The organism is Streptomyces sp. NPDC002884, from assembly GCF_040295245.1.
In the GTDB taxonomy this organism is placed as follows: Bacteria; Actinomycetota; Actinomycetes; order Streptomycetales; family Streptomycetaceae; genus Streptomyces.
The window spans coordinates 1-25,941 of sequence record NZ_JBEOVB010000059.1 but is presented as its reverse complement, the minus strand read 5'-3'; the positions used below and the strand labels follow the sequence as shown (position 1 = coordinate 25,941).

Annotated in this window: 26 protein-coding genes; 12 read left to right on the top strand and 14 right to left on the bottom strand. The window is 70.0% G+C overall.

Features of this window, described 5'->3' with window-relative positions:
* A partial coding sequence (locus tag ABT070_RS44165) for a DnaB-like helicase C-terminal domain-containing protein (RefSeq protein ID WP_351768768.1) occupies window positions 1-486 on the top strand: 486 nt, incomplete at its 5' end.
* 198 nt (window positions 487-684) lie between these two features.
* On the opposite strand, the gene ABT070_RS44160 is transcribed toward ABT070_RS44165, so the two are convergent.
* From ABT070_RS44160 to ABT070_RS44150, 3 genes are all read right to left on the bottom strand, one after another.
* Window positions 685-1,725: a hypothetical protein gene (locus tag ABT070_RS44160; RefSeq protein ID WP_351768766.1), complete on the bottom strand. Its 1,041-nt coding sequence runs from the start codon at window positions 1,723-1,725 to the stop codon at window positions 685-687.
* Window positions 1,726-1,966: 241 nt separating this feature from the next.
* Window positions 1,967-3,565: a hypothetical protein gene (locus ABT070_RS44155; RefSeq protein ID WP_351768764.1), complete on the bottom strand. Its 1,599-nt coding sequence runs from the start codon at window positions 3,563-3,565 to the stop codon at window positions 1,967-1,969.
* A gap of 197 nt (window positions 3,566-3,762) precedes the next feature.
* Complete coding sequence (locus tag ABT070_RS44150; RefSeq protein ID WP_351768762.1) at window positions 3,763-4,047, bottom strand: hypothetical protein; 285 nt, start codon at window positions 4,045-4,047, stop codon at window positions 3,763-3,765.
* Between the two features lie 146 nt (window positions 4,048-4,193).
* Here ABT070_RS44150 and ABT070_RS44145 point away from each other — a divergent pair, with 146 nt between their 5' ends.
* On the top strand, window positions 4,194-4,463 hold the full coding sequence (locus ABT070_RS44145; RefSeq protein WP_351768760.1) for a hypothetical protein: 270 nt from the start codon (window positions 4,194-4,196) through the stop codon (window positions 4,461-4,463).
* A gap of 37 nt (window positions 4,464-4,500) precedes the next feature.
* Here the strand turns inward: ABT070_RS44145 and ABT070_RS44140 are convergent, their stop codons facing one another.
* Both ABT070_RS44140 and ABT070_RS44135 read right to left on the bottom strand, forming a co-directional pair.
* Window positions 4,501-7,158 (bottom strand): YfgM family protein, encoded by a 2,658-nt coding sequence (locus ABT070_RS44140; protein ID WP_351768758.1) that lies wholly within the window; start codon window positions 7,156-7,158, stop codon window positions 4,501-4,503.
* A gap of 325 nt (window positions 7,159-7,483) precedes the next feature.
* The gene (locus tag ABT070_RS44135; RefSeq protein WP_351768756.1) at window positions 7,484-8,092 is read right to left on the bottom strand and encodes a fibronectin type III domain-containing protein; all 609 of its coding nucleotides are present in this window, start codon (window positions 8,090-8,092) and stop codon (window positions 7,484-7,486) included.
* 292 nt (window positions 8,093-8,384) lie between these two features.
* Here ABT070_RS44135 and ABT070_RS44130 point away from each other — a divergent pair, with 292 nt between their 5' ends.
* A complete protein-coding gene (locus ABT070_RS44130) occupies window positions 8,385-8,696 on the top strand; it encodes a hypothetical protein (RefSeq protein ID WP_351768754.1) in 312 nt (103 codons plus the stop codon).
* On the opposite strand, the gene ABT070_RS44125 is transcribed toward ABT070_RS44130, so the two are convergent.
* Window positions 8,660-10,462, bottom strand: coding sequence for a zeta toxin family protein (locus ABT070_RS44125; protein WP_351768752.1), 1,803 nt, complete (start codon window positions 10,460-10,462; stop codon window positions 8,660-8,662). The two genes, ABT070_RS44130 and ABT070_RS44125, sit on opposite strands and share 37 nt — an antisense overlap.
* Window positions 10,463-10,559: 97 nt before the next feature.
* A complete protein-coding gene (locus tag ABT070_RS44120; RefSeq protein WP_351768750.1) occupies window positions 10,560-10,961 on the bottom strand; it encodes a DUF4357 domain-containing protein in 402 nt (133 codons plus the stop codon).
* A gap of 199 nt (window positions 10,962-11,160) precedes the next feature.
* On the opposite strand from ABT070_RS44120, the gene ABT070_RS44115 reads away from it, so the two are divergent.
* Entirely contained in the window at window positions 11,161-12,039 is an 879-nt protein-coding gene (locus tag ABT070_RS44115) for a hypothetical protein (protein ID WP_351768749.1), read from the top strand.
* Between the two features lie 39 nt (window positions 12,040-12,078).
* Here the strand turns inward: ABT070_RS44115 and ABT070_RS44110 are convergent, their stop codons facing one another.
* Genes ABT070_RS44110 through ABT070_RS44100 form a run of 3 tightly spaced genes read right to left on the bottom strand, consistent with a single transcriptional unit; the run spans window position 12,079 to window position 12,935 of the window.
* Complete coding sequence (locus ABT070_RS44110) at window positions 12,079-12,324, bottom strand: type II toxin-antitoxin system RelE family toxin (protein ID WP_351768748.1); 246 nt, start codon at window positions 12,322-12,324, stop codon at window positions 12,079-12,081.
* Window positions 12,321-12,581: a type II toxin-antitoxin system Phd/YefM family antitoxin gene (locus ABT070_RS44105; protein WP_054231238.1), complete on the bottom strand. Its 261-nt coding sequence runs from the start codon at window positions 12,579-12,581 to the stop codon at window positions 12,321-12,323. The genes ABT070_RS44110 and ABT070_RS44105 overlap by 4 nt, the downstream gene beginning before the upstream one ends.
* A gap of 51 nt (window positions 12,582-12,632) precedes the next feature.
* On the bottom strand, window positions 12,633-12,935 hold the full coding sequence (locus ABT070_RS44100) for a hypothetical protein (RefSeq protein ID WP_351768746.1): 303 nt from the start codon (window positions 12,933-12,935) through the stop codon (window positions 12,633-12,635).
* 245 nt (window positions 12,936-13,180) lie between these two features.
* On the opposite strand from ABT070_RS44100, the gene tap reads away from it, so the two are divergent.
* Both tap and tpg read left to right on the top strand, forming a co-directional pair.
* A complete protein-coding gene (tap, locus tag ABT070_RS44095) occupies window positions 13,181-15,304 on the top strand; it encodes a telomere-associated protein Tap (protein WP_351768744.1) in 2,124 nt (707 codons plus the stop codon).
* A 3-nt stretch (window positions 15,305-15,307) separates the two neighbouring features.
* The gene (gene tpg, locus ABT070_RS44090; RefSeq protein ID WP_351768742.1) at window positions 15,308-15,865 is read left to right on the top strand and encodes a telomere-protecting terminal protein Tpg; all 558 of its coding nucleotides are present in this window, start codon (window positions 15,308-15,310) and stop codon (window positions 15,863-15,865) included.
* A gap of 448 nt (window positions 15,866-16,313) precedes the next feature.
* Here the strand turns inward: tpg and ABT070_RS44085 are convergent, their stop codons facing one another.
* Entirely contained in the window at window positions 16,314-17,303 is a 990-nt protein-coding gene (locus ABT070_RS44085; RefSeq protein WP_351768740.1) for an alpha/beta fold hydrolase, read from the bottom strand.
* Between the two features lie 141 nt (window positions 17,304-17,444).
* On the opposite strand from ABT070_RS44085, the gene ABT070_RS44080 reads away from it, so the two are divergent.
* The 4 genes from ABT070_RS44080 to ABT070_RS44065 all read left to right on the top strand — a co-directional run bounded on the left by ABT070_RS44080 (window position 17,445) and on the right by ABT070_RS44065 (window position 20,392).
* A complete protein-coding gene (locus tag ABT070_RS44080; protein WP_451102967.1) occupies window positions 17,445-18,059 on the top strand; it encodes a helix-turn-helix domain-containing protein in 615 nt (204 codons plus the stop codon).
* A gap of 146 nt (window positions 18,060-18,205) precedes the next feature.
* Window positions 18,206-18,547: a hypothetical protein gene (locus ABT070_RS44075; RefSeq protein ID WP_351768739.1), complete on the top strand. Its 342-nt coding sequence runs from the start codon at window positions 18,206-18,208 to the stop codon at window positions 18,545-18,547.
* A 250-nt stretch (window positions 18,548-18,797) separates the two neighbouring features.
* Window positions 18,798-18,959: a hypothetical protein gene (locus ABT070_RS44070; protein ID WP_351768737.1), complete on the top strand. Its 162-nt coding sequence runs from the start codon at window positions 18,798-18,800 to the stop codon at window positions 18,957-18,959.
* Window positions 18,960-19,417: 458 nt separating this feature from the next.
* Window positions 19,418-20,392, top strand: a complete 975-nt coding sequence (locus tag ABT070_RS44065) for a hypothetical protein (RefSeq protein ID WP_351768735.1) — start codon at window positions 19,418-19,420, stop codon at window positions 20,390-20,392.
* A 105-nt stretch (window positions 20,393-20,497) separates the two neighbouring features.
* Here ABT070_RS44065 and ABT070_RS44060 read toward each other — a convergent pair whose 3' ends face one another.
* Complete coding sequence (locus ABT070_RS44060) at window positions 20,498-21,052, bottom strand: hypothetical protein (RefSeq protein ID WP_351768734.1); 555 nt, start codon at window positions 21,050-21,052, stop codon at window positions 20,498-20,500.
* Window positions 21,053-21,642: 590 nt separating this feature from the next.
* On the opposite strand from ABT070_RS44060, the gene ABT070_RS44055 reads away from it, so the two are divergent.
* Entirely contained in the window at window positions 21,643-22,206 is a 564-nt protein-coding gene (locus ABT070_RS44055; protein WP_351768732.1) for a GntR family transcriptional regulator, read from the top strand.
* Between the two features lie 190 nt (window positions 22,207-22,396).
* Complete coding sequence (locus ABT070_RS44050; RefSeq protein ID WP_351768730.1) at window positions 22,397-23,188, top strand: hypothetical protein; 792 nt, start codon at window positions 22,397-22,399, stop codon at window positions 23,186-23,188.
* A 427-nt stretch (window positions 23,189-23,615) separates the two neighbouring features.
* Here the strand turns inward: ABT070_RS44050 and ABT070_RS44045 are convergent, their stop codons facing one another.
* Window positions 23,616-24,101 carry a hypothetical protein gene (locus ABT070_RS44045; protein WP_351768729.1) on the bottom strand — a complete coding sequence of 162 codons (486 nt, stop codon included), beginning with the start codon at window positions 24,099-24,101 and terminating at the stop codon, window positions 23,616-23,618.
* Window positions 24,098-24,745: a helix-turn-helix domain-containing protein gene (locus ABT070_RS44040; RefSeq protein WP_351768770.1), complete on the bottom strand. Its 648-nt coding sequence runs from the start codon at window positions 24,743-24,745 to the stop codon at window positions 24,098-24,100. Before ABT070_RS44040 ends, ABT070_RS44045 begins: the two co-directional genes overlap by 4 nt.
* Between the last annotated feature and the right edge of the window lie 1,196 nt (window positions 24,746-25,941).

The window sequence follows — 25,941 nt, the reverse complement described above, 5'->3', positions numbered from 1 at the left end:
AGCGCCGCCCCGATCTACATCCAGGACGGCTCCTACGCCAACCTGCACGACTTACGCGCCCATTGCCGCTACCTCCACAGCCGCGCCGGCGTACAGCTCATCGTCATTGACGCCGTCCACCTGCTCACCTACGGCACCAGACCGCTGGGCTCCCGCTACGAGGAGATCTCCGAGATCGCCCGCTGTCTGAAGCTCCTGGCCAAGGAACTGCGACTGCCGATCGTCGCCGTCTCCACACTTAACCGCAGCCCGGAACAGCGCCCCGACAGACGCCCGATGATCAACGACCTGCGCGACTCCGGAGCCCTCGAAGACAACGCCGACGTCGTGATCCTCCTCCACCGCGAAGACGCCTACGAGAAGGAATCACCCCGCGCCGGCGAAGCCGACCTCATCGTGGCCAAGCACCGCCATGGGCCCACCGCGACGATCACAGTCGCCTTCCAGGGCCACTACTCCCGATTCGTCGACATGGCCCAGACGTAACCCCAGCTGTTGTGGGGCCTCAAGTCCGGCTTCATTATCTCGGCGGCGTGCATCGCGCACGTGTCGAACGTGCGCAGGGGCCAGCGGGGAAGTCGCCCCGGTCGGAATCGGAATCCAGCCCCGTTGAATGAGGAGAGGGTGCTGTCCGCCGGATCGGTGGATTCCTTCAGCCGGCGAGCAGACCTGGCAGCGCTGCCGCTACCCCCACCGCTGCTGCCTGTGGTGCTCGATCGCTTTGGCGGGGAAGGCCCGGGCCATCCAGCCTTGTGGTGCTCCGACCCTGCGCAGCGTTTCAATCTGCCGGTCGTAGTCGCGTCCTTCGGGACTGGCGTGGACACGTAGGTAGATCGGGTCGTCCTGGCCGCTGTCGTGGTTGTCGAAGTAGAAGGAGCAGGTGTTCCCCCACTGGTACGGAACGTCTGGTTCACCGCAGGAGCAGAACCGGTGGGAGACGTGCATGGGTAGGCCCCATCGTGGGTGGCACAGCCGCTGAAGGAGCTGGTCATGCCAGAGGGCGAGAGGGTGGGCGGTGCGGGTATCGATCTTCCAGCTGTCGCCGTCGTCCCAGCACTGGACACGGTAGAACGCGGTGACGGTGTGGAAGAGCGCGATACGCCGGAGCAGAGCGCTGCCCACCGCGGCCCGCCTGGCTCGCGAGCGTTCGAGATTGGGATAGGCGTTGAGGTAGCCGAATTCAACGGGATCGAGGTGCGGGGTCGTCCACAGCGGTCGCAGCCCGTTGTCTTCGCACCAGTGCCGGTACCGGCCTTCGATGTCGGCCCAGCCCTCCGGCAGCCCGCGGGGCAGAACGAGCACGAGGGTTGCCGCTTGCCCCGGGCTCACCGTGTGCAGGTGCAGCTGTCGGCCGCCGGCCTCGATGCCGCTCACCCGCAGGCCGGGGATGCCGGGCACATCGTCCCCGGTGCCCGGTACGGGAGTCGAGGGCAGCAGACGGCTCAGACAGTGTTCGGGGAAGGAGTACCGCTCCTGGCCCATGAAGGGGTCGAGGTGCAGGGTGAGGGACGTGCTGGCACTGGTCAGTGAGGCGATACCGAAGGGGTGCGCGCACAGACTCGGGGAGGTGCCCAGTTGCTCGAGGACGCGGCTCTCCAGCCGCGCCTGCGCCGGCGAGGCCGCGGGTGCCGGGTGGCTGGTTCGAAGGCTGGCGCGGCGGGACTGCCCACTGCACTCGGCCCAGTAGCGGAGCTTGCGGGATTCCCACGAGGAGCGGTCGCTCACGACAGTGCCTTCCTGACGCGCCTCGGCCCGATCCCGGCACGTCAACGAACACTGACGAGCTGCTGTGTGTGATCACGGTGGTGCAGGCCGGTGCAATGCCACGCTCCTTGCGTTCCGGTACGCCGGATCGGGCGGCGGTCGGAACGTGGCCCGCCTCGGGCCAGTTCCGACCAGCATCCAGCACGACCACGGCCTGGGACGTACGACACCGTCACCGGTTCACTCGGACGGGTCCTGTACGTCAAGCCTGGAGGGGACAGGTGAGCGGGAGCACGCGTTCGGTCAGCTGCCCGGTGAGCTGAGCATCGGTGAGGGTGGCGTCGGTGAGCCAGTCCGCTGAGGTCAGCTGGTCGACCAGGTGATGCAGTTCGCCGGAATCGACCGGGACCCAGGTGGTGAGAGTGTTCAGGGCGATGCCCTGACCGCCGGGACCGAGGACCCCCGAGGCGTCGGTCTGGGTGGCCAGCGTCATGGCGAGCAGCCGGGTGCCGGCGGTGGCCTTGGCCTTGCGGAGCTTCTTGTCCGAGATGACCTTCTGGGCCCAGCCGGAGAGCTTGGGCCGCATCTTCTTGCCGAAGGTGAACGGGGCCGCCGTGTCCCCGTGGGGCGCCAGGGAGGGGACAGTGATCGGGGTGGGGTTCTCCGGCCGGGAGGCGAGCAGGTCGCTGGCGGTGCCGGGCAGGGTGAGCCAGCCGCAGCCGGTCAGCTTCTCGACCAGGTCCTCCGGGTCGGTCAGGCCCAGCGCGGTGAGGTCCTGGCCGACGAGGTTGCCGGTGCCGGTGTGGGCGGTGCGCAGGGTCAGCATCAGCGTGAGCAGCCGTGCCTCCGGGCCGGGCAGCGGGCTGTGGTCGGCCACGTGGGCAAGGACGGAGCGCGCGTGGTTCCACTGCGTCCGCACGGTCAGCAGTCGGCCCACGGTCGGCCCACTGCCAGCGGCCTCAGTGCTGCTGGTGGGCTCACTGCCGGCTGGTCCGGTACCGGCTTGCCCGGGGCCGCTGGAGGTCCGGCCCGTGCGCTGTTCGTGCTGGAAGCGGGCGGCAGAGGCGGCCTGTTCGGCACGCACGGCCTCTACCCGCAGGCTGAGGATGCCGCTGGCGTCGGCCCAGGCGATGAAGGCGCGGGCTTTTCGCTCGTGGAGGTCGGCGAGCAGCGCCAGGTCGGGTTCGGTTCGCTGCTGGTAGGTGCGGAAGCGGTCACCGAGTTCGATGAGTTCGTCCCGCAACGCGGTGGGTCGCAGATTATGGGGGATAACCCGCTGGGCGATCTTCGCCTGCTGCGGGAGGCGTCGTGCAGCTGCGGAGCGGGGAGCCGGGACTGCCGTCCCGGTGGCGGCCTGGTGGTCGGAGAACTGCGGCCCGCTCGTGCCGGTTCCCGTGGCTGTGGGGGCCGAGCGGCTGGTGGTCTGCGGGCTGGGCGGCTGGGAGGTGGCTGCCGTTTTGGCGCCGGGGGTTGCGGCCGCGCACCTCGAGCAGCACTCCATGGCTTGCCACCAGCGTCCTTCCCGGTCCGTGATCACGGCCAGGACGACCGGGCCGCCGCACCGCCAGGGTTCGGCGCGCGTGTGCCGGCCGGTGTCGGGGATGTGGGTGTGGCAGCCTTCCAGCTTGCATGCGCAGTAGGCCCCGGCCCTGGGGGCGGGGGCGGCGCGCAGGTGGGCCTTGAGGTGGGCGATGGCGGCGGCGCGGCCGGCGTCCGCGGACGGCAGGCGCTGCTCGGCACAGGCGGGACGGCTGCACGAGATGCGCACGGCCGCACTGCCCCGGCCGGCGGCGTCCAGACGCACCGTCCAGCGGCGTCCCGGCACCCGCTCCTCCAGCTCGCTCACCGCGGCCTGCGTCATCCTGGTCTTCCTCCCGTGCCGTGTCTGCGATGCGTGCCGCCGCTTTCCGCCGTGCGGGGCGTGTGCGCGGGAGGCGAGGCCACCGTATGCGGCGCCAGGGGGAGAAGGCTGGTGAACTCGCCCGGCCTTTTCGGCATGCACGACCGTCACATGCGTGGCCCGGCCAGCACCTGGCCCCCGAACTGAGCGTTGTTCGTTCAGTGCGGGGTGTGACAGTTCGAGTCGGTGCAGCTGCCGGCCAGCGCCAGCGTGCGGTCCTGCGGGGGCGCGTCCAGCCACTCCGCACGCATGGCCTGGAGCCGGTCGATGTCCGAGGCAAGTTCCGGCACCCCGGACCGCAAATCGTCGGCCCATTGCCGGGCGAGCGCCCGCCCGTTGACGTACAGCTCCCCGTCCAGGCCTCCGACGGCAAACAGCACCCCGCCCCTCTGGGCGGGGATCACCATCGTGCCCACCGGCTCGGCGACCTTGCCCTGGCGCACGGAGGGCTTTCATCGGCTGGTGGGAGCCCTCAGCTTCCGCTACCGCGCCTTTCGGGCGTCAACCCAAGCCATGCAGCGCCGTCCGTTCCGGTGATCTCCGGCCCCGCGGCCGTCATAGCACCGTGGCCGTCGCCACACTCGCGATCGTGACCGATCTGAACCTCCCCGGCGCCGCTTCCGAGGGTCTCCCTGACGGGGCAGGCCGGACGACAGCCGGCACCGGCCGCGTCCGCTTCTCGCTCGCGCGGTGGGTACTTGCCCCGCGCACGACGTGGCAGGCCCGCCGTCTGGCCGCCGACTTCGGAGAGGGGATGGACGCCCGGACCGCTTGGGTGATGGCCCGCTTGGCCCGTCACCCTGACGAACGCGGCTACGTCCTGGGCCATCTGGACAACGGCCGTCCGGCCCCGGACTGAGCAGAGCGGGCTCCTTGGGCACCGTCCGGTTTCGGGTTCAGTTTCCGGCGCGCAAGTGGTCCCGTCGGGCCTGGACGAGGCGGCGCCATGCGGAGCGGACGTTGCCTTCGATGCTGGTCCAGCGGGTGGCCGAGGGTCCTGGGAGGGGGAGACCGGCCATGAAGTGGGCGAGGTCGGTGAAGTAGGCGAAGTCGCCGGTCGCAGTGAGTGCGCGGAGACGTTCGATGGTGGCGGTCAGGTCCTGGTCCTCGCCGCGGACGGCGTGGTGGAAGGCGAGGGCGAGTTCGACGAACCGGTGGAGGAAGGGCAGCCCTGCGGTCTCGATGACGGTGTGCAGGTGCTGGGCGCGGTCGGTGACGCCGTCGGTTCCGGCATCCTTGATCAGGGTGACGACCTGGGCGAGGAGGGTGTTGGAGCGCTGGTCGAGGCCGTCGAGGAACTGGTGGGCGAGGGCGAGTTCGTCGTCGGCCCGGTCTGGGTCGGCGAAGGAGACGGCGAGGGCGAGGCGGACCTGCATCATGGCGCGTTCGCCGGTGGCGTTGTGTTGCTCGGCTTCGGCACGGCCGGCTTCGAAGGCGGCGACGGCGGCCGGGGTGTCGGCGTGGGACCAGTGGATGTCGCCGAGGACGCGGTGGTGGCGGCCTTTCCAACCCAGGGTGGGGACGGCGGCGAGGGCGGTAGGGAAGTCGCCGGCGAGGCGGGCCAGGTTGGCCAGGCCGCGGCGGGCTTTGAGGGCGAGGCGGCCGTCGATGTCGGCGACCTGCTGCATCCCGGTGCGGGCGGCGTTGTTCTGGCTGAGGTCTTTGTGGGCCTTGGCCCGGTAGTACAGGGCCATCTCGGTCAGCTCGGTGGGGAGCAGGCCGCTGTCCAGGACGGCGGTGAGTCGGTCGGCGGTGCGCTGGCGGTGTTCGTGCTGGCGGCGGGCGATCGCGGTGAGCAGTTCGGCCAGGGCGTCGGCGGGGGTGTCCAGTTCCGGGTTCGGCGTGCTGGTGGGCGGGGTGAGGGGTTCCCACACGGAGTCGTCGGTGTAGGCGTGGGCGGCGTCGATGAGCCAGCCCAGGCCGGTCAGGCGGTGGTCGCGGGCCAGGCGCAGGCCCTGGCGAAGGCAGGCGACGAGGAGCATGCGGCTGGGGGTGAGGGAAGTGTTCGCGGCCCATTGGTCGCCGAGGGCGGCCAGGGCGCGGGTGGCGGCCTGATGCCAGTCGGCGGGTGTCCAGCGATCGTCGGTGTGGTCGTCGGCTTCCGTGAGGGCGGAGCGGATCGCGCCGTGGAGGTGGTAGGGCCACAGGGCGTAGAGGTTCTCGTAGACGATGGGCCGCTCGGTCAGGCGCCGGGCCGGTGCCTGGTGGGTGAGGCCGGCGGCGCGGGTGGCGAGATCGAGGTCGAAGGCGTCCAGCAGCGACACCGAGCGCAGGACGTGCCGTTCGTCGGCGGTGAGGTCGGACAGGGCGCGGGCCAGGAGCGCGGGGAAGGTGTGGTCGAAGTCGGCGGGCTCAGGTTCGCGGGTGCGGCGGATTTCCAGGAAGCGGGAGGCGGCCAGGTCGAGGTGGAGGGGCAGGCCGTGGGAGCGGGCGGTGATCACGGCCCGGATGGCGGGGCTGATGAGGGGCCGGCCGTCCTTGGCCAGGCGGCGGGCGAGGTGGTCGTCGCAGTCCTCGGGGGAGAGGTCGCCGATCAGGTGCTGCCGCCCGCCCGGCGTGCCGTGCCGGGGCGACGGCAGGGGGCCGGGTGTGGCGGCCAGGCCCGGCCAGGCGGCGGGGCCGGCGTGGTCGAGCTGTCCGTGCAGTGCGGGGTCGGCCCACTGCAGGCGCGAGCGGCCGCTGATGACGAAGAAGCAGTTCGGCAGCAGCCACACCAGGCGCTGCAGGAGGCGTTCGAGGTCACGGTGGCGGTCGGCGGTGTCCTCGAAGGTGTCCAGCAGGATCACCGGCGTGATCTTCTTCTCCTCGGGCAGCCGGTGCAGCTCGAACGCGAGCAGGTGCGGGTAGAAGGACAGCGCCTCCAGGCTGGGTTCGGTCTCCAGCAGGGGCGCGAGCCGCGCGCAGGCGGCCAGCGCGCGCACGGTCTGGCGCCGCTCGCGGAGCGCGCCGACCAGGGCGCCGGTGACCTGTCCGACGGCTGAGCCGACGGTGCCGGGCAGCAGCAGGGTCTGGGCGACGTCGCTGAGGGCGGACTGCGTCTGCTGCGGCAGGGCCTTGCCGAACCGGCTGACGAGTCCGCCGCGTTCGAGGTAGGCGTCGAGCGGATCGCCGGGGTGCTGGGCCTCCCAGTAGCGGCGCAGCGCGATGTCGAAGGCCGGCAGCGGTCGTGCGACGGCCGTGGCCAGGGCGGCCCGGATAGTCAGAACGACGTCCTCGAAGGTGGTGCCGGCGGAGCGGGACAGGTCGATCCGGACGGGCAGGATCTTGTGCCCGCCCCAGACCTGCTCGCCCCACTGCGCCGGCCGGGTGCCGCCGAGCGCGGCCTCCAGCTTGCGCTGGAGCGTGGACTTGCCGACGCCGCCCACGCCGTGGAAGACGATCAGATGACTACGGGGGGCCTCGAGGTCCGCGGGGTCGAAGCCGGGCACGGTGATCTGCCGCAGGTGTTCGGTGACCGCGGTGGCGACAAGCTCCCACTGGCGCTGGCGGTTGGTGAACGCCTCGCTCGCGTCGATGGGGTCGTTGGAGCTGAACAACGCTCGCAGGTCGGTCACTTGGCCCCCCGCCGGAAAAGATCATCAGTCGGTCAAGACTATGCCCGCGCGTGTCCCGTACGGCAGACCCACAGGCGCACCCGGGGGCCCGTGCCAGGTTGGTATGACCGGTTCCGTCGGCTATCAGGCTACCGAGCCCACGCAGGCCGGATACTGAGCCAGTGCCGTACGACAGCGGTTCCCGGCGGCTCGGCCCGCAGGGCGTATCGATCGATCCGGCCGGTACCGCCGGTATCAGGGTCGCCTCTGCCAGCAGTCCTGCGGCGGCCCCGGACCGGAAGGGGCGCGACCTACTCGCGGCTGCCGTCGAGGCCCTGCGGAGTCGTTACCGCAGGATGCACGCTCCGCCCGGAACTGCATCACGGACCACGACTCGGAAGACTTCTACCGCGTCAGGCGGCGTATGCGGGAGGTGCACAGTCAGCCGGACGGCTGTGACGAGCGTCCTTGCTTCCTTGTATGTCTTCTGAGCGATGGCTATGAGCTTGGCCCCACCCAAAGATGTCAGGCACTCCGCAATTGCAGTGCTGACAGCCGCGCTTTGTTGAGGCGTGACCCCGACTAGCTCAGCCACTCCGCCGCGCTGCTTGGTCTTGATGCACTTTTCTGGCCCCCATGCGCTGAGCTCGCCTCCGTCGCTCACGGCGCGCACCTTGAAGCAGTAGCGGGTGCTCTTCTTCAGTCCTGTCCACGTGAAGCCGATCGTGTCTCCGTTCACGCTCTTGATCCGAGCGCCGTTGCTGATGAAGTAGGTGTGTGTCGTGGCAGATGCAGTCCAGTTGACGCTCACCGACGTTGCGCCCGCAGTGAGCGCGGTAATTGAGGGTGGGGCGGGCGGGACTGCCTGCGCTGCTGTACTTGTCGCAGTGACTGTTGCCCCCGCCACGGTAAGTGCGCCACTGGCGCAGAGAAGTTGCTTCGTCAACTTGCGCATGATGCTCTCCCTGACGACGGCTGTGACTGCCCAACACTGCTTAAGGTGCAAACGCCGCCATCGGATAGCACTTCCAATCCTCCGCCTTGCTCTCTCCTTCCGCATCTCAAACATGGGTTACAAAACAGAGCGGCGTTCGGCCGCTCTGACGGAAACCGATGGGACTCACGCGCTGGAAGTGGCAGATGTGGCTACGCGCTATGGCACTACTTAGCGGCAGGGGTTGTTTGCCGGGGGACCTGGTTCCGCCGAGAATGAGCCCTTCTTGTCCAGCTCTTCCTTGGTGGCTTTCGTGCACGACTCCGCAATCCCCGACCCGCAGTCCGCTCCGGAGGACACCCCGGGGCCGCCGCCGGACGAACAGGACGGCGCCGCCGGCCACGAGGTCGCTGTGGAGCTGGTGGAGAAAGTGATCGCCTGGTACAGCCGGCGCATGCTGGCCGAGCGCCGGGCCGGCGCCGCCCCGGAGTCGCTGAGTGAGCTGGCCGCCCGGCGGCAGGCGTGCGTAGCCGACCGCGACCGGCTGGAGGACGCCGACGCGGCCGAGACGGCCCGCCTCGCCGCGCTCTACGCAGCCCGGCTGAAGGAACTGCAGGACTCGTAGGGTCGTGCAGGCAGAGCGGCCACCGCGGCGGGCCCGCGCAGCCGGTACGGCAGCAGGTGCTCGGGCATCAGCAGCCGCGCCAGCCGGGCGATCTGCTCCAGGTCGCGGCGGTAGTGCGGCAACTGCCTGCGCAGCCGCCGCTGGATCGCCCAGAACCGGGCGGCCTCCTGATCGGTGTACGGGCGGTTGTGCTCGGCGACCAGGGCGTGGTGCGCGCCCGCCGGCCGTGTCCACGTCCCGCCCGGCGCGCGCTCGTTGCGGTACAGCACGCTGCCGTCGCGCCGCATCACCGTCACCAGGTCGGCCGCCGGCACGTGCTCGGCGGCCGCCACCGCCTCCCCGAGCGCCGCGAAGTGCTCGTCGTGCCCGCCGGCGGTGGTGAACCGGCCCGTTGCCCCCAGCCGCAGCAACTGCGCGCAGCGATCGGCGGTGCCCTGACGGGAGTCGGCGGCCCGCACGGCGAGCACCACCACCTCCACCCGGTAGCCCGACTGCCGGTACAGCAGAGCGGCGTTGACGAACGCGGCCGCGCTGGAGGGGGCGATCTCGATGACCGCGTCGCTGCGCCGCTGGCGCACGTACTGCTCGGCCAGGACCTGCCAGGCCCGGTAGTCCGCGCGGATGCGGGCCCCGGCGGTACGGGGCTCCTCCTGCATCAGCTGGTAGTAGTCGGGGTGGGCCGCTTTGAAGTCGTCGCCGCTGACCCTGGTGGGCTTACCGCGCAGAGACCTCAGGACCATCCGCGTCATGTTCGTCTTGCCGGACCCCGGCTGGCCCATGAGGTAGACCACCACGGGCCTCTCCTGCGGGCTGGTGCGCGCGGCGAGGTCCGGCAGGATCAGGTTGTCGAAGATCCACCGGTGTTCCTCTCCGGTCAGCCGGTGGTAGTCGACGCCGGGCGCCTCGCTGCGGGGCTGGGCGATCCGCCGGACAGGCTCCGCCAGGGCAGCGGCGCGTTCGGCGTCGCGCCGCACAGCCAGGGACCAGTCCTCGGGCAGGCGCGGGTCGTGGGCGCGCCGGTCGGCATCGGCGAGCTGACGGCGAAAGGCACCGGTCTCGGCCGGAGTCCACTTGCGGCCGCGTTCGGCCAGCAACGCCTCGCGCGCACCCGGCGAGCCGGTCCACTGCCCGCCGGCCGTGTGCTCGTTGACATACAGGACCTGCGCGCCGCGGCGTACGACGACGATCCGGTCGGCCAGGTGCTCGGCTTCGATGTCCGTCAGGACGTCGACCAGGGCCCTGGCGCAGGCGTCGTGGTTGTCCCAGGACACGTACCGGGCCCGGCCTTCATCGGCCAAGCGCAGGTAGCGGTCCAGCACTCCGAGCTGGCTGACCGCCTCCGGCACGGCCAGGGCCACGAACTCGATCCGGTACCGGGCCCGGCGGTAGGCGGCGACCGCGGCCTTGAAAGCGTCCGGGTCGGCCAAGGCCTCCTCCACCACCACGTCGTACCGGTCGGCGCGGGCGCGGGCCTCGACCTCGGCCTGCCACCGGTAGGTCTCCGGTCGCACCCGCACACCGACTGTGCGGACATCCTCGGTCAGGAAAGCGGAGTAGTGCGGATGGACGGCCTTGTAGGTGTCCCGGTCCACCCGCACCGCGCCGCCCCGCTGGTCAAGGGCCGCCTGCACAAGGTCCATCACCAGCGTCTTGCCGCTGCCGGCCTGCCCGGCCACGAACACCACCACCGGCTGCTCCTGGGTGACCGCGCCCGCCGTCAGCTTCGGCACGATCACCTCGGCGAGCAGCTCGCCGTACTCCTCCACCAACGTCTCCCGGCAGCGTTCGAGCTCTTCTGTCCAATCCGGTGAGCCGGTCCGGCCCGCGCGTGACACCGCCACAGGCCGGACCGGCCCCGGCCTCCTACTGGGTGTCCAGCTTCTGGCGCAGCTGGTCCAGGGTGGATCCGTCGGGCGTGTGCCACAGAGTCCAGCCGTTGATGACGTTGCCGGTGACGGCTTCCGCTGCCTTCGACGGCGAGGGGAAGGGGGAGGAATGGCCGTCGACGATGAGCTGCCCGTCGGCGGTCACCACAGCGCGGCCCGACCGGCCCGCGCGGCGCTGGGTGAAGGTCAAAACGGTGTCCGGCTTCAGCAGGCCAGCCTGCATCAGCGCGGCCAGCGGTCCATGGGGGACGACGGGCACGGACGACGCCTCATCGGACCCGCCGCCGAGGGACAAGGTGACGTGGATGGTGTCGTCGCCGCTCGCACTGGTGAGGCGGGCGATGACGGCGGGGTCGAAGTGGATGCTGAGCGTAGCCATGCGATCTCCTGCCGATGGGCCCCGAAGAACCTGTTCGCTTATTTTCACTTTGATCGTAAGCAGTTCAAGCGCTTACGTCAACTCTAGATCTCAGTAGTTCAGCAGAACACTTCCGGTGAGGCCACAGGCTCCGGGAACTTTGCCGGGCGAGTTGACGGACGCTCCAACCTCGACCTCGGGCACCGATACGGTGAGCCTCATGGCTGCTGACTGGGTGTCCCGCTGGGGCGGAGCGACCGTGGCGACCGTCATCACCGGCGCCATGTCCGCATCCCATGCCAGGGGGCACGCGTCTCTGCCCCTCGCCCTGGTGTCCGCACTCGTCACCGGCGGCCTCTACGCCGGTCTGGGGCTCACCGCCCTGGGCAACTCAGGGCTCACAGGGATGTGGCGTCAGCAGATGACATGGGACCTGTACCGGGACCGGGTGTGGGAGCCACACGAGGCCGAACTGGCGGCCGAAGTGGAACAGATGCGCCGGGTCGAAGCCCGGGTCCAAGACTTCGCCGCGACGCACGGCCTGCGGCACATCACCCTGGCCGTGACCGGCACCCGGATCGGCTGGGCGGGCGCCGCCCGTTCCATGCGGAGCTCGAAGACGCTCGGCCACATCGAACTGGGACACTTCTGGTTCTTCCCCGAGGGCGCGGCGAGCCTGCCGCACATCGTGGAGCACGAGCTTGCGCACCTCAGGCGCAACGACTCGGTCCGCTCCGTGCTCTGGGCCTCGGCCGTCGCCGCAGGCAGCGTGGCGTGTGCCGGACTGTTGCCGCTCCCCTACGCCGCTGCTGCGATCGCCCTGCTCTTCGCCGTACGCACCGCGGCGGGCTGGTGGGCGGAGCTGGCCTGTGACACGCTCGCCGCCCGCCAGTGCGGGCGGCCGGCTGCGGTTCGCGCGGTGGCGCAATTCCTGGAAGACCGCCGGGCCCTGCCTGCGCGGCTTCGTCACATCTCCATGGTGGTGGCGCTGCGCAGCCATCCGCCGCTGCTGCTGCGCCGCTGGTGGATCAGGCGCATGCCGGCGCTTCCCGCCACGGACGCGGCAGCCCCTATCGCGTCCTGGAACATCGGACGATGAGCGAGTTCACGCCCCGGGGATCCCCGGCCCGAACGCCAACTAACGCACCCGCCCGAGATGGATCACGCTGACGCGGATCTGCTGGTCGCTGATCTCGTACATCACGCGGTAGGCGGCGACGTGGATGCGCAGCAGGTCGGCGCTGCCGAACGCGCCGTCGGGGCGGGGGTTGTCGGCGAGGCGGTCGACGGCGGTGAACACCTGCCGTACCCCGTCGGGGTCGTCCTTGGCGAACCGCTCCGCCTGGGCAAGGGCCTCCGGCTCCCAGATGACCTCGTAGCTCACGCCTCAGCTCCACCGAACACGCGGCGGTACGCCTCGTCGTGGGAGACGCCGGCGTTCTCGCCGCGGGCCTGGCGGGCGCGGTAGGCGGCCAGCGCGCGCAGCTCCTGCAGCTCCAGGGCGTCGGCGGGGCTGACCAGTATGGCGACGGTCTGCCCGTGGTCGGTGATGGCGACGGGTTCCCGGGTGGCGCTCACCTCGCGCGCGATGGCGCCCAGCCGGGCGCGGGCTTCCACGATCGAGTACGTCGTCTCCGTCATGCACACCACCTTACGGAAGTGTGCACCTCCTGGCATCGCCAACGGGTTCGTCTATTCGCGACGCGCGAGTTCTTCGGGGGTGGGTACGTGCCGGGTGACGTACGGCTGGCCGCTGTAGTCGACGGTGATCGTGTGCCGCAGCACGTCGTCGTCGGCGTCGTAGAAGATCTGCTCGATCTCCAGGCAGGCCCGGTCGGTGGAGATCCCGAAGTCATGGGCCTCCTGGTCGTTCACCTGCCGGGCCCGGCTGCCGGTGACCATCCTCACCGTCCCGGCCGGTGCGCCCGGCGGGAGCTCGACAGCGCCCAGCCGCGCTCGTGTCGACCACGTCTGTGTCTCGCCCTGATCCGCCATGGTCGTCACCGTAGCGAGCCTCTGCCCGGCCGCCGGGGCGATCTCTCGGCAACTCGGTCTGCCATCTATGAGTCTCACACGGCGTTTTCCCAGGTGAGGGCGTCGCCCGATGAGCCTGTCAGGTGTGAGCCAGGCCCCGCCTGCCTGGCAACCCGGGACTGGAACCTAGATCCGAACGGGTTAAAGTAATGGGTTAAATATTAAGGGTAAAGACTGCTAAGGTGGGGGCGCGAGAGGAGATCGACATGGCGTCCGAGGAAGAGCTGTTCGCGAACATCGACGCGTTGCTGGAGGAGGAGCCGCAGCTCCCGCCCCCGGCGGAGCGCGCCCGGCTTCGCGAGGACGCCGGCATCACCCAGGCCCGCCTCGCGCAGGCCCTGAAGTCCACCGTGCAGACGGTGAAGAACTACGAGAACGGCCGCTCCGAGCCAAAGTCGCCGCGCCTGGAGGCGTACCAGCGGCTGCTGAAGGGGTGGGCCGCGAAGTACCCCGCCCACGGCGCCCCCGCCGCGCCCGCTCCAGTCCCGGCCGTCGTGCCGGAGCCGGAGGTGCCCGAGACGTTCACCGGCCCGGCCACCCCTGTGCAGGCAGAGACCGCCGCACCGGCTCAGGCTCCCGCCGCCCCGGCCGCGCCCGAGCGCCCCGCCCGTCCGGCTTCACGCCCAGCGACGTTGCGGCGTCCGACGGCGAAGAAGCTCGCCTCGCCCGCCGTCGACCCGCGCTTCCCCCACGGTCCGCTGACCGTCCTCGATGGCGACGGCTCCGCGTACGGCGTCGACGGCCTGGTGCTCGACTGCCCGGCGACGACGGTGGTGGAGGTGGTGGAGTGGACGTTGCGCGAGTCCGGCCTCGGTGCGCCGAAGCTGAACCGCCATGGCAAGGACTCCGATCCGCTCATCGTCCTCACGGCGTCCGCGGCCGTGAAGCTCGGATTGCCCGAGCGCCTTGAGGACCGGCGCGGGCTGCGCCTGCCCGAGGACCACCCGGTCGTCAAGCAGGTCCTCAAGGCCAAGTGGCAGCTCACCCAGCGCGGTTTCGGGCCGTGGGCGCGGATCTATCGCAAGGCGCAGGGTCGCGAGCGGCAGTGCGTGCAGCTCGCGATCCTGCCGTGGGACGCGCTCGATGAGCGGTCCTGGCCCGGCGTCGCTCAGATGGAGCCGGCCGACGTCGCCCGCGTTCTCGGTGTCTACGCCCAGCGGGTCATCACCCCGCGCGGCGGCACGGCGGTCAACGGCCTGGAGCTGATGACCGCGATGCGCCCGCCGACCCGGCCTGTGCGGGATGAGGGGACCGGCAACTGGGTGTCCGGCCTCAACCCGGGCTCGCTGGGCACGGAGCCGATGGATCCGGCGCCGCCGGAGGGCCAGCCCGAGCACCCCTCGATCTACCACTCCGGGTGGAAGGGCGGCTTCCTGCACGAAGAGGCGTACCAGTGGGTGCGGGACGTGGACACCCTCACCGATGCAGAGTGCCTGCTGCCCTTCGCGGTGGGCCTGGACCTGAACACGGCGTTCCTCGCCGCCGCAGCCCGGCTGACGGTCGGCCTGTCGGAGCCGGTGCACTTCGTGAACCCGCCGTTCAATCCCAAGGTTCCCGGCTCGTGGCTGGTGGACCTGTCCGGCATCGAGCTGGACCCGCGCCTGCCCTCGCCGTTCACGCCGACCGGCGAGCGCCCGACGGGACCTGCCTGGTACCAGACGCACACCGTCGCCTACGCCCAGGAGCTCGGCTACAACGTCGCCCCGATCGAGGCGTACCTGCGCCGCGAGACCGGCGCGTATCTGGACCCGTGGCACGACCGCCTCAAGACCGCGTACGTCGACACCCTCGCCGACCTCGGCGTCACCAAGGACCTCACCGACGTGGAGTTCCTGGCGGCCATGGAGCGGCACAAGGACGCCGACCCGGCGATGGCCGCCATGCTGGCCGCGATCAAGGGAACGGTGAAGGGCGGCATCGGGAAGCTGTTCGAGAACCCGCAGGGCAAGAACTACAAGGAGGGCGAGCCGTGGCCGGCCATGATGCGGCCGACCTGGCGCCCGGACATTCGCGCCGCCGTCATCTCCAAGGCCCGGGTCAACATGCACCGCAAGCTGCTGAACATGTCCCGGATGACGGGCCTGTTCCCTCTCGCCGTGCTCTCCGACTGCGTCGTCTACCCGAGCCCCGGCCCCAGCCCGCTGGACTTCCTGCCGTACGCGGCCTCGGGCAAGCCGCAGCCGGGAGGGTTCCGTCTCGGGCCCACGCCGGGCCTGGCGAAGGTGGAAGGCGTCCAGCCGATGCTGTGGGCGGTGGAGCTGATGGAGAAGGGCCTGAACCCGGCCCGCCACATCAAGGGCGGCGACGCCGTCCTGGACGAAGGGGAGTAGCCGGTGGGGGAGATCGACGACGCCATCGAGCGGGCCGACCGCGAGGCGTTCACCAAGGACCCGCCCAAGACCCTCAAGGGTCAGATCGGGTTCATGCTCAAGCAGTTCGGCAGCGCGAAGGCCGTGGCGGCGGAGATCGGGGTCACCGCCGACTCCGTGAACCGCTACCGCCGCGGCGCCCGCAAGCACGCCCGGCCGGACGTCGCCGCGAAGATCGACAACGCGGTGAAGGCCCGCTGGCAGCCGCTGGTGCGCAAGCGCCGGCAGAAGCAGGCCGCCGCCTCGGGCGGGATCACCGTGGAGACCCGGGCCCGTTTCGGCTACACCGCGCCGGTAGGCACGACCGATGACGGACGGTTCCGGCGACTCACCGTGCACCTCCCCCCGGAGTACGCACAGCGCCTCTTCGACGCCCGCCACGCGGGGGCTAGCGACCAGCAGATGCGCGGAATCATCGCCGAAGGATTTAAAGAAGTCTATTTCCAGGACGGCGGCGGTCGCGCGATGGGACTTTCTGACGTGGAAATCAACGACATCGATTACCTCGATCTGGATTACTGACTAGGAGCGAAAAGCGTGACCACCGAAAATCCGCCTGAGCCGAAGCACGGTAGTTGTCACATAGGCAGGCTTGTTGTCACCGGCGTAGTGGAGTACGCGCGCGTTCCGGGGGAGTGCTGACAGCCTGACCCCGCGTCTCAGCAGGTCGATGAGGGCGCCGTGCGCCCTTGATCCCTCGTGTGGAATCTCTGCTCCACCTCCTGGTCTGTCAGAGGACTGCGGTCAACCCGATCACCCGACCGTCAGCATCGGCACCCTGAGCGGAGCCCTTCCCCGCGGGCTCACGTTGAGCGGCCTGAGACAAGACGGCATCCTCAGGAATCGGCCGAAAGCGCCGGCCTGCTCAGGCTGATGCGGCTGTTCGGCATCACCGAGCAGACCGCCATGCGCTACGTCACAGCCGCCCACTCCGATCGAACCGCCAAGCTGCCCAGGTAGCCCGTCTGGTTCAGCCCTGGAGGGTGGCGAGCCAGTCGGTCAGCAGGCGGTTGACCTCGTCGGGGCGCTCCTGCTGGATCCAGTGGCCGCAGCCGTCCAAGAGGTGGGAGGCCGACAGTCCGGGGAGGGTGGTGGGGTAGGTGTCGATGGCGTCGGACATCCAGGTGGTGGAGGCGTCCAGGGCGCCGCCGATGAACAGGGACGGCTGCTTGATCGGGGCTCCGCGGTGCGGGGCGAGGTCTTCCCAGTCTCGGTCCATGTTGCGGTAGCGGTTGAGTGCGCCGGTGATCCCTGTGCGCTCGAACTCCCCGGCGTAGACGTCGAGGTCGTGCTCGCTCAGCCAGGCCGGGAGGACCCCCGTGGGGAAGCGGTCGCGCAGCCGGCCGCCGCCGCGGGCGAGGAAGTGCGGGTCGGGCTCGCCCTGGGCGGGCATGGTGTCGGCGGACAGGGCCGCGTAGAAGCCCGCGAGCCAGCCCCGGACGTCGGGCTCGATCTCGGCCTCGGCGCGGCCGGGCTCCTGGAAGTAGGAGACGTAGAACTCCTGCTCGGGGCCGCCGATCTGGCCGAAGATGTCGGTGGGGCGGGGGCCGCCGGGCGGCGCGTAGGGGACGCTGAGCAGGGCGACGGCGCGGAAGACCTCGGGGTGGAACAGGGCGGAGGCGGCGGCGATGTTGGAGCCCCAGTCGTGGCCGACGACCACCGCGTTCTCCTCGCCGAGGGCGTGCACGACGGCGACGTTGTCCTCCACCAGGTCGGGCATCCGGTAGGCGTCGGTCACCGCGGGTTTGGACGAGCGGCCGTAGCCGCGCACGTCGATCGCCACCGCCCGGTGGCCGGCCGCGGCGAGGGCCGGGAGCTGGCGGCGCCAGGAGTACCAGGACTCGGGGAAGCCGTGTACGAGCAGGACCAGCGGGCCAGTGCCCTGCTCGACCAGGTGCAGGCGCCCGGCCGGGGCCTCGACGGTGCGGTGGCGGAGCTCGGCGGTCGGCTCGGGCTGCATGGGCTTCTCCTCGGATCGCGGGCGGAGGCGGCTACCCATCGATCATGCGGCGCGGCACCCGCCCGACGCGATCAGCCTTGCCATTCTGGCAAACTTGCAGGACAGGGCGGTGGAGCGGGACGGTAAGAAGGAGCGGGAAAGGTGGCAGTCGACGACGTGGACGGCATGCTGGCCGCGATGGGGCCCCGGTTGCGGGCCGCGCGCGAGCGGCATGGCGCGACGCTCGTCGGTGTCAGCTGTGCAACCGGCATCTCGACCAGCACGCTGTCGCGGATCGAGACCGGCCGGCGCAAGCCCACCCTGGAGGTGGTGCTGCATCTGTCGAAGGAGTACGGCGTCTCCCTGGACGAGCTGGCCGGCACCGCACCCGCCCCCGCGGCCAAGTCGCGCGCTACGGCGCCGCTGAGCTTCGGCGACGACAAGGCGGTGCTGCCGTTGACCCGGTACGTCGGCGGCCTGCACACCCACAAGCACGTCCTGCCCGCCCTCGAGGACCCGCCAGCGCGGCCCCGTCAGGTCTCCCACGACGGCCACGAGTGGCTGTGCGTCCTGTACGGGCGGCTGTGGCTCGCGCTCGGCGACCAAGACCTCATCCTGACCCCCGGGGATGTCGCCGAGTTCGACACCCGCACCCCGCACGGGGTGGCGAACGCCAGCCCTGGCGGTCCTCCCGTCGAGTACCTGATCATGTTCGGACCCCAGGGCGAGCGACTACGGCCGCGCACCCCCTCCAGCCGCTGGTCGCGGGACTGGTGACAGAAAGGCTGCTGAATGAGCATTTGTGACAAGCCGTGTGCCTTGTGGGTGACAACCAGGCTGCTTCGTCCGGTCTCATTCGCCGTGTCATCCGACTCTGCCTCAGCTCACCGCCTATCGACCGCGACAACAGCCACCTGACCGCCGTGGACGAAGAAGCCGCACGGCTGGCCGACGTCCTGGAGGCCCACCTGGGCACCAGCGACGTCATCGACGCCGGCGTCCAGGGCGACGTCGTCTTCACCGCGGCCGGGGGCACCTGGGTGCTCGACTTCCAGGACGGCCCCGACGGCGAGGTCTTCCAGAACCCGGCCGGCGCACCGATCCCGGACGATGGGCCCGCCTCCGACGGGCTGCGCGACGTCGTCGTCCCCGCGCTCCTGGCCCACCCCGCCTACCGGGCCGCCACCGCCGCCGGTGACGCCCTCACGGTCCACCTGGACACCGGCCGCCTCTACACCCTGGTCCTCAGCCCCGCCGCCGCCTGACCCGGCCGGCATGGTGAACAGGGGCGGGTCCCCGGCATCGCAACTGCCGGGGCCCCGGCCCCTTTTGCCATCGTCCCCGCATCCAGGGAGCAGTCCAGCGACGCTAAGGCCGTCGCCCGCCCCTTTGACCCGCTGACCGCCGGGACCCGCGCCATCCGTGTTCCGTGCGCCCCTGGCCCTGGTCCCGACACCCGCAACGGCGTCATCTCGTTGAACACAGCAGACCGCCCGTCCGACGAAGGAGAAGGCCGTGCCCGACACCCGTCCGCTGGAGATCCCCGCCGACCTCGCCCACTGGCACCCCAACGACGTCACCCAGTGGCTCACCGTGGTGGAAGATGACGAGACGGCCACAGACGCCGACGTCGACCGCGCCCGCCAGTCCGTGCACCACGCCCTCGGCACCGGCTGAACCGGATCTGAATTGCCGCGGCCCGGGACCGGTGGTGGCGGTCACCATCGGCCACCCATTTCTCAGTCTGCTTCGTCCCACAGGGCGTAGTCATCCTCGTCGGCCTCGTTCCGACCGGCCGCGTCCGCGGCCCGCTCGTCGAATCCCGAACGGGCCGTCGCACTCTCAGGATCCCGTTGAGCCGCAGCGGCGATCCGATCCGACACTTCTCTGTCCATCGGCGATGCACACATACACCGAGCATGCACCCCGACGCTGATCGCCGCAGGTTCAGATACTGCCCCTGACACTGACGCCTGCGACCGCACGAGCCCTCGAGGATCAGCTCGCGTCGCACCGCCCGCAAGATGACGGCCTGGCTGCTCGAGGCGCTGGCGACGTCCAGCGTCTCCTGGCACGGCTGCTCCGCAGGACGAAAACGCGTTCCGACTCCCCAACTGGGCCTCTAACGTGGTCCCGTGACGACGAACGACCTATGGCGACCGCTGTCCGAGCGAGCCAACACTCCTGCGCCCGCCTTGCGAACTTCGATCTCCGGGGCGCTGGATACCCAGCTCCGCCACTGGACCCACAGCGCGATCAGCTGGGACTCCACCTCCACCTTCCTGGACCGCATCGTGCTGCGCTGCAACCTGCGCGAGCACCACCGGTGTCGCCGGCACGACGTAGTGGAGGAGATGGAACCGCCTGACGACTTCAACCCGGAACTTGACCACCTCGCCTACTGCACGCCTGCCGCAGCACTACTAGATGTCGTCGATGCCTGGCTGCACCTGACCGCGCCCTCCGCCCCCACCAAGACGATGCCCGCGCTTCCGAGTCAGCCCGCGTTCGCATCTGTCCTGGAGGGGTTGAGTGAGTTGCAGCCCCGTTCCCTGCTGCGCCATGAGCTGCAACAACTCCTGGACGACGGTAGGTCGGCGTACACGCTGCGCACCGACAAAGCTGGCCTGCGCCAGCGTGTAGACCCGACGGTGGAAGCGCTCGCCGATGCCGCCGCGACCAGGGCGGGCCAGGAACCGGCACGCGGGTCGGCCGGCGCACACCTGAAACGGGCCTGGACAGCCGCGTATGCGCTGCATCCGGACCCGGTGCGGGCGTACAGCGAGGCGATCAAGGCCGTCGAAGCAGCAGCGCAGGCGACGGTGGAGCCGAAGAACAGCAGAGCCACCCTGGGCTCCATGATCAAGGTCATGGAGAACACCCAGGATCGATGGGTGGTCGGCATCGGCTCCGAGCCCGGCAGCGCCGGAGCAGAGACGGTCATGCGGATGATGCGTCTGCTGTGGACTGGACAGACCAGCCGACACGGCGGTTCTCACCCCACCCGTGACGAGACCGTGCCCGAAGCGCGGGCCGCGGTGCATCTCGCCGTTGCCCTGCTGAACTTCTTCATCGACGGCATCCTCGTCAAGCAGCCGCCCCAGCCCTGAACTGGGGAGCGTGAAGGCACTGCCACCGCCAACCAGGACCGGGGCCAACGTCGGCAACGGCGCGCTCCGGCAGCACCTACGTCTCGGGGGCTGATCCGGGCGCAATCAGCGGGAGCAGTGCGCGCAGGACGCGCCGGCAAACGCCTGGTCCGCCGCAGCAGCGTCACGGCCAGTGAGGTGCGAGGCCGCGTCCAGCGACACAGACAGCGGACGACCCGTGCTGAACTGGTAGGGCGCGTTGGTGGTGAGATACTTGTCAGCCCCCGCAGCGTATGCGCCCGGATCCTTCCGGTAGGGGTCGTCCGCCCGGCTGGCACGGCGCCAGCGTGTCTCGAGATCCCCCCACTTCGCCTCTGCCTCCGCTGCTCTCATGCGGGTGGCTTCACCGATGACGTCCCAGCCGGTGCCCCGGACCCGCTCAGCAATCACCGTGTACTGCACGAACAGAGCATCCGCCGAACTTTCCAGCCGCATCGCCTGGCGCACGTAGTCGCCGCTCTGCACCAGGTCCTCACTCACCATCTGCGCGAACTTCCCGTAGTCCTGCGCGCGGGATTCGGCCGTCCTCACCATCTTGATCCTGGCAATGTCGGAGTCGGTAAAGCTGTTGGCCGGCAACTCTCGCGGATCCACCCGGACAGGGTCTGTCTCACTACTCATGGCGAGGATCGTAAAGGCGCGCAGATACGTCACATTCCTCTGCTACCGGTGAGACTCCTAGCCCATTTTCCCAGCTAGACGTGCTGAACTGGCAGGCTGTAAGGCCGTGAGGTGCAGCGTGACAACGCCTGCGCAATGCCGCTTGTCAGCCCGGCCCCGGCGATATCGAAGACTTCCCATCACACGATCTGGTGAACCCCTGAAGCGGCCACCACTGGCTAGGGACGGAAACGCGCAGCCCCACAATCGGAATCGTCCCTTTGCTGGTCCCCATGTCCGGCGCGCCATCCGCACGCCGTAGCCCGGCCCGCCAGCGCGCAGGACTATAGAGGCATGGGCGACTAGGACCAGGACGACGTCGCCGCCGAACCAGCGCGGCCGCCGCTCAGCGTGGCTCAGGCCCAAAAACTGACGGCCGGGCTGTGCGAGGCAATGGACGACGTCCGCCGCTCCGTGACGGTGCTCGCCGCCCGGGTCCGCCGCGCGCAGGTCCGGTCCCGGCAAACCCCGGCAAGTTCGTGGCGTCCGCGCCGCGCCGCCCGCCACGCTGGTCCCCGGCATCGGATCACCGGAGAGCAGGGGGCGCAGGCATGGCGACGGCGGACAACGTGGTGGCGGGCAAGGACGACGTCCAGGCGCTGCGCCGCTGGGTGCGGCTCTCGTGCACCGAGCCGGGCACCCATCTGCCCGCTCTGGCCGAGATCGCCATGGGCCTGCGGCTGTCGACGGACGCGGTCCGCGCCGCGCTGGAGCAGCTGGCCACCGAAGGGATGGTGACCCTGTGCGAGGGCTACCGGCTGTACAGCGTCGGCACGACGACGCCGACCGAGCGGGCCTACCGGCTGCTGCGCACCGCGATCCACCGCAGCTACGAGCCCGGAGAGCGGTTCATGACCCGCTTCGACATCAGCCAGCAGTTCGACATCAGCGGCAAGGAGGCCGCAGCCGCCGTACGCCAGCTGATCGCCGAAGGGCTGCTCACTGGGCCGCGCGGGCAGTACGTCAACGCGTTCGGCCCCCAGCAGCAGCGCCGGCGCGTGAAGCAGCTGCGCGAGCGCGCCAGCCAGCTGCGCCGCGAGGCCCTCGAACTGATGAGGACGGCGCGGGAGATCGAGCAGGACCTGCCCGCCGGGGGCGACGCCCAGGAGACGTAGCCGCGCCCGGGTCGGCCCTGCGGCGGGTGTCACGCACCCGGTGTCACGTCAGCCCCGCCCTGTGAGATCTATGAGGCTCACAGGGCGTTTTCCCAGGTGAACGGGTGGGTTATCAGGCTGCCAGGCGGAGCGCGCGCCGGTGCTTCCGCGCGCCCTGGTGGCGCCCGCCGGCCCGGAGGACGATGGAGTCGTGGGCGAGCAGCACGAGGACCAGGAGCACGGCGCCGAACCGGCTCGGCCGCCGCTTACGACCGCCCAGGCCCGGGAGATGACGGCCGGGCTGCGCGAGGCGATGGACGACGTCCAGCGCTCCGTGGCGGTACTTGCCGCTCGGGTCCGCGACGCGCACGCCGCCCGCGTCTGGGTGCCGCTCGGGCACGGCAGCTGGGAGTCGTACTGCCAGGCGGAGTTCGGCATCAGCCGCGCCCAGGCATACCGGCTCCTGGACGTCGCCCGCTCCCTCGCCGCGATCCATGGCGCGGTCACCGCCAGCACCGAGACGTCTCGCACGCGAGACAGCGACCCCGCCGCGGCCGCGCTCGACTACGGCCTGTCCCAGCGCGCCCTGATCGCCGTCTCCGGCCGCACGGACGTCGTCGCGGAGCTGATCACCCGCCGACTCACCACGCTCGCCCACAGCGGCCTCACGGCCCTCGATGAGCCGACGGTGCGCGCGGTGGTCCGCCAGTCCGTCCGCGACGTCCGCACCGCCCCGCCTCCGCCGCCCGCCAACCCGTCGGCAGATCCCCTGGTCGCCGCGGGGCGCCAGCTCACCGACGACCTCTTCGCCAGCACGTACGCGATCGGCGAGCTGATGCTCGAAGTCGCGCCGGCCTACCTGTCCGACACCGAGGCGGCCACCGGCGTCCTGGCACTGCTGTGCGAACAGATCGGCGAGCCCCTCGAGCGCGGCCTCGCCGCCCGCCGCTACGCGATGTCCGGGGACCGCCGCGCCCTGCACGGCAGGATCCTGTCCCTGTAGCCACGGTTCCTGTGACGCACACAGCCTCTTTTGCCTGGTGGGCGGGGTGGACTGTGAGGGTGTGAGGTGTGAGACGCAGGCCTGCGGCGGCGGGATGCCGGTGGTCCTGGTGGTGGTGTTCGGTCGGGTGGAGTCGTCTTCGTGGTGGTGCTGGTCGTGGTCCTGGTGGTGGGATTTGGGTGGCTGCTGTGAGTGTCGGCCGATGTAGCGCAGCATTTGCATGGGTCGGTCGGCGGATGGATCCCGCACCGCTCTGCGGGGGCTGGTTGTTCTGCTGCTCCAGAACAACTCGGTTTACCTGGTGCTACCGGCGTGATCGCGGGAGGGCACGAAGATGGCGCCGCACCGGGGTGCAGCGCCATGGGTGTCTTCGCGGGGGCCAGGGGCTTTCTGGAGGGCGGCAGCCCCGGGCCGGGAACTGGCAGGGTCAGCGGACGGGCTTGAGCCGGGTCGGCCTGGTGATGGGCGTGACGTTGCCCTTGGCCTTCGCCTCAGCCTTGCGGGCCTTCTCGTCCAGGTGGAGTTGGAACCGGCGTTCGTACTCGTCTTCGAAGTCGCCGACGTCCAGCCGCATGTCCCGGGGCAGGGCCTTGATGGCCCGCTGCTGCTCACGGGGGTCGCTGAACGCCGCGATCATCGGGTGGAGCTGGAAGCGTCCGCGGCGGACCACGGTGACGAGCCGGGCGGCGACCAAGTGCGGCATGGCGCGGCTGATCATGCCGCGCTCCAGGGCCAGGCCGTGCGCGAGTTCGTCGTGCGTGGCGACGACCAGGCCGCCCGGGTCCTGCTCGCTCATCATGTGGAGCAGCAGGGTGTAGGCGGTGGGAGGGAACCGCGGTACGTACGCGAGACCGTTGAAGCTACCCCACAGCACCTTGCGGCGCGGTACCCATTCCTCGGCAGCGGACGTCATGACGTGGCCTTCCCTTCCCCATCCGTTCCCTCGCGTACTTCCAGTTTCGCGCCAGGAGCGGCCATTGCCCGGAACGCTTCGGGCGCGTCCGGGTCATCCATGATCTCGCGCAACAGGTCCAGCTGCTCCACCCTGTCGCCCACGCTCGCCCTGGAACGCCTCTTCGCGCCCTTCTCCGGCTCCCTGAGCCCGCCCCGGAGCGACGCGGCCGGGTTCAGCTGGTACACACCTTTCTGCTGGCGTCGCAGCACTCCGTCGGCTTCCAGGACGTTGATGGCCCGGCTGACGTGGGACCGGCTGTAGCGCAGGTGCTGAGCAACGTCCTCATGGGTGGCCTCGATCAGCCCGCCGGGCTTCTGCGAGCCCATGAGGGTGAACAGCACTACGAGGACGAACCGGTCGGCGTCGTACTGGATGGCAGCCCAGCGCATGAACTCCAGGCTGTCCATGGAGAACGCCTCGCCGACGAAGCCCGTGCTGGAGCCGATCGGGAAGACGTGCGCGCCGTGGCCGGCCGGGAGATCGATACTGGAGCCCGAAGAACGGTTGTACGCGGTGGGCGGCGGCTTCGGGCGCCGCCGACGACGGGACGGCGGATCAGGCAGCTGCGGTGCTGCACTGCCGTCCAGGGGCCCTGAACTCATGAGGGTCACCGTCTCCTTGATCGTCGTGACGTCAGAACCCTAGCGGACCGTGGCACTGCTGCCACGAAAAAGCGGCACGCCCGACACGAAAGTCACCCGAACGTCAGCCCTGCACTGACATTCCGAGGTCACGGCCGTCACCCCTGCCCACTGACGTACCTGCAGACGTTTGGTGGCACTACTGCCACCAAACGATGTTGGTAGGTCAGGACCTACTGACATCGCGACCGCGATTTGTCAGTGCTGGGCTGACAAATCCTCTCGGGCTCGACGCGCTGACCTGCGGAAACGTGACGCTCTTGCATCTAGAGCGCGCGCGCGTGATACCGCTTCTCCTCACCGTGATCAAGCACCGCCACGCCGTGGCTCCGGCCCCTCAGCAGCAGCGTCGGGACCCTCGGGCCGGACCCCGTCGTGGCGCGCGCGGCTTCGCGTGCGGCTCCGTGGACACGGTGCGGACCGTAGGCGGCACCAGCGGCTCTGAGTCTCGGGTGGTACCGGCGGTGACGCTCAAAAGCACGAAGGCGTGGCTGATATCCGTGAACGGTTCCGCCGCTCGGCCTGGCGGCCGTTCGGCTCAGGTACCTCCGCACGCCAAATTCCGGCATTCCCATGTCGGAACTTCCGTTCTATGGCTGAGCAATTCATCGCCGCTCAATTCTAATTCTGCCGGTAGCCTTTGGATGGGGCTTGGGGTGGTACTGCCGGATTCCAAACCCTACACAGTCAGCAACGACGATGCATTATCCGCACTCTTGGTTCGCTCGCCCTGGTGATGAGTTGACGGATTCCATCGCGTCGTGACGGGCCAGCGTATATGCTGGCAGGGTATTAGTAAACGCGCTGGAGCGAGTTGGGGCACGTGCGAGGGGTTCGGGTGGAGCGCAGCCGAGCCCGGTCACTGCGGTGGTGCCAGCACTTGTCGAGCCAATGGTCCGTCACATCCGTTACGGGGGTGGTGATCTGGAACCCCAGAGGCTACACAGGCCCGCGCGCGATGCACACCCCCTTACTGCCAGCCGTGGCACCCGCGCTTGCGCGGGTGCCCACAATTCGCGCTTGCGCGAATTGTCTTGCCTTTTTAATTCCGCTTGCGGAATTCTATTCCAGCGCTTGCGCTGGAATCCGAATTGCGCTTGCGCAATTCGCGCTCTATGCCCCGGCTTGCCGGGGCATTACCCGCGGAGCGGGTAATG